Genomic DNA, 5,661 nt, shown 5'->3' with positions numbered 1-5,661 from the left:
CACTCCCGACGCCTCCGCCCGGGGGACGACGAGCTGACGGTCGGCGCCCCCCGGCGCCCGGAGCGGGCGGGGAGCCGGGTCGTCGCCCGAATGCATGTATCGCTCCCTTGACTGGCGTCACGGACGCGCCATACTGGCCTCACTCCCCGCTCGCACAACGAGGTGCCCGCCCATGGAGCTCTCACCCTCCGCGCACGTGGACACGTTCTGCCGAGACCATCTCCCACCCTCCGAGCAATGGCCCGAACTCCTTTTCGAACTCCCGGAGTTGGCCTATCCCGATCGCCTGAACTGCGCCGCCGCCCTGCTCGACGACACCATCGAGCGCCTCGGCCCCGACCGACCGTGCCTGCTCACCCCCACCGAACGGTGGTCCTACGGCGAACTGCGCGACCACGCCGACCGGATCGCCCGTCTGCTGACCGAGGACCTCGGCCTCGCCACCGGCAACCGGGTCCTGCTGCGCGGCCCCAACACCCCCTGGCTGGCGGCCTGTTGGCTCGGCGTGCTGAAGGCCGGCGGGGTCGCCGTCACCACCATGCCGCTGCTGCGCGCCGCCGAGCTGACCGAACTGCACGGCATCGCCCGGCCCGTCCTCGCCCTGTGCGACCACCGCTTCCTGGACGAGCTGCACCGGGCACGGACCCCCGGACTGCGCGTCCTCGGCTACGGCGGCCCCGGCTCCGAGGACCTCACCGCCCGCTGCGCCGCCAAGGCCGCCCATTTCCCGGCCGTCCCGACCGCCGCCGACGACGTCGCGCTGATCGCCTTCACCTCCGGCACCACCGGCCGCCCCAAGGCCACCCTGCACTTCCACCGCGACGTGCTCGCCGTCGCCGACACCTTCTCCCGCCACCTGCTCCGCCCCACCCCCGAGGACCTCTTCGCCGGAACCCCGCCGCTCGGCTTCACCTTCGGCCTCGGCGGCCTGCTGGTCTTCCCGCTGCGGGCGGGCGCCGCCGGCCTGCTGCTGGAGCACGCCACCCCGGAGCAACTGGCCGAGCAGGTGCGCCGGCACCGGGCGAGCGTGCTGTTCACCGCGCCGACCGCCTACCGGGCCATCCTGGCCGCCGGGCTGGCGGACCGGCTCTCCGGGGTGCGGCACTGCGTCTCGGCGGGCGAGCCGCTGCCCGCCGCCGTCTGGCGGGCCTTCCACAAGGCCACCGGACAGCGGTTGATCGACGGCATCGGCGCCACCGAAATGCTGCACGTGTTCGTCTCGGCCGCCGGCGGGGACATCCGGCCCGGTTCCACCGGCCGGCCCGTCCCCGGATTCCGGGCCGCGGTCCTGGACGGGCAGGGCCGTCCGGTGCCGGACGGCGAACCCGGGATGCTGGCGGTCAAGGGCCCGACCGGCTGCCGCTACCTGGACGACGAGCGCCAGCTGGACTACGTCCGCGGCGGCTGGAACCTCACCGGCGACACCTACGTCCGGGACGGCGACGGCTACTTCTGGTTCCGGGCCCGCAACGACGACATGATCGTCTCGGCCGGCTACAACATCGCCGGGCCCGAGGTCGAGCAGGCGCTCGCCACCCACCCCGACGTGGCCGACTGCGCGGTGGTCGGCGCGCCGGACGAGCGGCGCGGCACGGTGGTCACGGCGTACGTGGTGCTGCGCCCGGGCGTCCCGGAGGGGCCGGAGACGGCGCGCGGACTCCAGGAGCACGTCAAGCGCGCCATCGCACCGTACAAGTACCCGCGGGCGGTCGAGTTCGTGCCCGGGCTGCCGCGCACCGCGACCGGCAAGCTGCACCGCGCCGAGCTGCGCCGACGGGCCGCACCGACCCCGGCCAGCGTCACCGTCGAGCGCCGGGTGGAGTGGTCCGACACCGACGCCGCCGGGCACTACCACTTCTCCGCCGTGCAGCGCTGGGCCGAGGCGGCGGAGGCGGCCCTGCTGCGCCGGCTCGGACTGGCCGACCTGTTCGGGCGGATCCCCCGGGTGCACTTCGAGGCCGACTACCGCGAACGGCTCTGGTTCGGCGACCTGGTCCGCACCGAGCTGCGGGTGGTCCGGGTCGGCGGCTCCTCGCTGCACTACGCCTTCGAGGTGCACGGCCCGCACGGGTTGGCCGCGAAGGGGCGGATGTCGGTGGTGCACTCCGCACCGCACGACGGGGGCGCCGAGCCGTGGCCCTCACAGGTCCGCCGCACACTGGCGGAGGCCGGGCCGCAGCGCCCGGAGGTGGCCGCGTGAGCCCCGGGACGGCCGCCGGCGCCGGGGCGACCGTCGACCCCGGGCCGACTGTCGGTGCCGGGGCGATCACCGCCCCCGAGGCGGCCGCATGAGCACCGCACGGGACCGTACCCGGATCGCCGTGATCGGCGGCGGCCCCGGCGGGCTCTACTTCGCCGCCCTGGCCAAGCAGCTGGCGCCCGACCGGGAGCTCACCGTCTTCGAACGGGACGGCCGGGACGACGATTTCGGCTTCGGCGTGGTCTTCTCCGACGAGACCCTGGACGGCATCGCGCACGCCGACCCGCACGTCTTCGCCGCGATCAGCGCCGAGTTCGCCCGCTGGAGCGACATCGACATCCGCTTCGCGGGCGAGGTGCGCACCAGCGGCGGCCACGGCTTCGCCGCCCTGGACCGCAACCGGCTGCGCGCCGTCCTGCAACGGCGCTGCGCCGAGCTGGCGGTGGACGTGCGCTACCGGACCCCCGCCCCGCCCGTGGACCGGCTGGCCGCCGAGTACGACCTGGTGGTGGCCGCCGACGGCATCCGCTCCGGCACCCGGGCCGCCTTCCCGGAGAGCTTCCGCCCCGATCTGGACGAGCGCCACTGCCGCTACATGTGGCTCGCCACGGACAAGGTCTTCGAGGCCTTCACCTTCATCGTCGAGAGGTTCGACTTCGGCGTCCTCCAGGTGCACGCCTACCCGTACAGCGCCACCCGCTCGACCTTCATCGTCGAGGCGGCCGCGGACGCCTGGCGCCGTGCGGGCTTCGAGGCCCTCGCCGCACGGGAACCGGCGCGCGGCGAGAGCGATCTGGCGAGCGTGCGTCGCTGCGCGGAGCTGCTCGCCGGGCACCTGGACGGCCACCGGCTGATCCCCAACGCCTCCCGCTGGATCCGCTTCACCACGGTGCGCAACGCGAGCTGGCGCCACCGCAACGTGGTCCTGCTCGGCGACGCCGCGCACTCCGCGCACTTCTCGATCGGCTCGGGCACCAAGCTCGCCCTGGAGGACGCCCTCGCCCTGGCCGCCGCACTGAGCGAACAGCCCACCCTGGACGCGGCGTTGGCCGGTTACGAGGCCGAGCGGCGCCCGGTGGTGGAGTCCACCCAGCGTGCCGCGCAGGCCAGTCTGGAGTGGTTCGAGACCATCGGGCGGCGGACCGGGCAGGACGCCGACCGGTTCGCCTTCAACCTGCTCACCCGCAGCCGGCGGGTCACCTACGGCAATCTGCGGGCCCGCGACCCCGCCTTCGTGGACGCCGTGGACACCGCCTTCGGCGGCTCTCCCGGAGTGCCGCCGATGTTCCGGCCGCTGAAGCTGGGCGCACTGGAACTGCGCAACCGCGTCGTGGTGCCGCCGCTCGCCACCTTCACCTCCCCCGACGCGCTGCCCAGCGGCTTCGACCGGGCCCAGCTGACCGGGCACGCGCTCGGCGGCGCGGGGCTGGTGCTCGCCGGGATGACCGCGGTCGGCCCCGAGGGCCGGGCCACCGACCGCTGCCCGGGCCTGTGGACCGACCACCAGGAGGCCGCCTGGCACCAACTCGTCGGCGCCGTCCGGGCGGTGAGCGACACCCCGCTCGGCATCCAGCTGACCCACGCCGGCCGCCGGGGCGCGACCACCGCCCCCGGGCCGGACGGCATCGGCCGCCCGCTCACCGAAGGCTGGCCGCTGATCGCCCCCTCGGCCCTTCCCTGGGACGCCGACAGCCCCGTTCCGCACGAGGCGAACGACATCCAACTGGCCGCCGTCACCGCGGACTTCGCAGCCTCCGCCGAGCGGGCCGCCCGGGCCGGCTTCGACGTGCTGGAGCTCCAGTTCGGCCATGGCCACCTGCTCTCCTCCTTCCTCTCCCCGCTCACCAACCGCCGAACCGACCGCTACGGCGGCCCGCTGGCCGACCGGCTGCGGCTGCCGCTGGAGGTGCTGACGGCGGTACGGGCCGTCTGGCCGGCCGGCCGCCCGCTGCTGGTGCGGATCTCGGCGAGCGACTGGGCGCCCGGCGGCACCACCGAGGAGGAGGCGGTGGCGATCTGCCGCGCGCTCGCCGGGGCCGGGGCGGACGCGCTGGACGTCTCCACCGGCGAGGTGGTGGCGCACCAGCGGCCGCCGTACGGGCGCGGCTACCAGACGCCCTTCGCCGAGCTGGTCCGCGCCGCCACCGGTCTGCCGACCATCGCGGTCGGCGCGATCTCCGGGTTCGACGACGCCGACTCCGTGCTGCTGGCCGGGCGGGCCGACCTGGTCGCGGTCGGCCGCGCCCAGCTGTACGACCCGCTCTGGACCCTGCACGCCGCCGCCGAGCGGGGCTACAGCGGGCCGGGCGCCCGCTGGCCCGGGCCGTGGACGGCGGGCAGCCGCAGGCCGCCGGGCCCGAACGCCGACCGGGTCGCCCCGCGCCTGCACCTGCTGCGCGAGCCGTCCGCGCCCGTCCACCGCCGCTGGTCACCGCCCCTTCCTTCCGACACCGCCGAGGAGTGACGAGGAGCCATGCCCCATCTGCCCCGCTTCACCGCCGCCGCCGTCCAGGCCGCCCCGGTCTACCTGGACCCGGCCGCCACCGTCGACAAGGCCGTCGCGCTGATCCACGAGGCGGCCGGGCACGGCGCCGAACTGGTGGTCTTCCCCGAGGTCTTCGTGCCCGGCTACCCGTACTGGAACTGGACGATGAACCCGGTGCAGGGCTCGCCCTGGTTCGAGCGCCTGTACCGGGCCGCCGTCGACGTCCCCGGCCCGTACGTCGACACCCTGCGGGCCGCCGCCCGGCAGGCCGGCGTGGTGCTGGTGATCGGGATCAACGAACGCGGCGGGCCCGGCCTCGGACTGCTGTACAACACCCTGCTGATCATCGACGCGGACGGCGAACTCCTCAGCGTCCACCGCAAGTTGATGCCGACCTGGGCCGAGAGACTGACCTGGGGCCAGGGCGACGGGAGCACCCTCACGGTGCACCCCACCGCCGTCGGCCCGCTCGGCGCGCTGGCCTGCGGCGAGAACACCAACCCGCTGGCCCGCTTCACCCTGCTGGCCCAGGGCGAACTGGTCCACGCCGCCTGCTACATCGCGCTGCCGGTGGGCCCGGAGGACTATGACATGGCGGACTCGATCGCGCTGCGCACCGCCGCGCACTGCTTCGAGGGCAAGGTGTTCTCCGTCGTCTCCTGTTCCACCCTCTCGCCCGGGATGGTGGACCTGATCGCCGGCGACGACCCGCAGGTCCGCAAGCAGCTCGCCCGACCGCACAGCGCCCTGTCCGGGATCTTCGGTCCGGACGGCCGCCCCGTCACCGAACCACTGGTGGACGAGGAGGGCGTCGTCTACGCCGAGATCGACCTCGGCCGCTGCATCCAGCCCAAGCAGATGCACGACATCGTCGGGCACTACAACCGCTTCGACGTCTTCCGGCTGCACGTGGACAACCGCCCGCTGCGGCCGCTGACGCTCCCCGAGGAGGAGGCATGACCAGCCCCGAGGGCCC

The 5,661-nt window shown here is 74.8% G+C and carries 3 protein-coding genes and 1 pseudogene; all 4 read left to right on the top strand.

All coding sequences use genetic code 11. The features are described from left to right. Window positions 1-172: 172 nt before the first annotated feature. A pseudogene (locus ACIQOV_RS24490) lies at window positions 173-1,783 on the top strand (AMP-binding protein); the annotation flags it as partial. Window positions 1,784-1,816: 33 nt separating this feature from the next. After that, window positions 1,817-2,200, top strand: a complete 384-nt coding sequence (locus tag ACIQOV_RS24485; protein ID WP_401051770.1) for an acyl-CoA thioesterase — start codon at window positions 1,817-1,819, stop codon at window positions 2,198-2,200. Window positions 2,201-2,288: 88 nt separating this feature from the next. Then, on the top strand, window positions 2,289-4,664 hold the full coding sequence (locus tag ACIQOV_RS24480) for an FAD-dependent monooxygenase (protein ID WP_401051767.1): 2,376 nt from the start codon (window positions 2,289-2,291) through the stop codon (window positions 4,662-4,664). A gap of 9 nt (window positions 4,665-4,673) precedes the next feature. Next, on the top strand, window positions 4,674-5,645 hold the full coding sequence (locus ACIQOV_RS24475) for a carbon-nitrogen hydrolase family protein (RefSeq protein ID WP_401051766.1): 972 nt from the start codon (window positions 4,674-4,676) through the stop codon (window positions 5,643-5,645). Window positions 5,646-5,661 lie beyond the last annotated feature (16 nt).

The sequence above is a fragment of the Kitasatospora sp. NPDC091257 genome (assembly GCF_044757675.1).
Classification (GTDB): domain Bacteria; phylum Actinomycetota; class Actinomycetes; order Streptomycetales; family Streptomycetaceae; genus Kitasatospora; species Kitasatospora lactacystinica.
The sequence above is the reverse complement of the archived record's forward strand: the minus strand, read 5'-3'. Positions and strand labels throughout refer to the sequence as shown.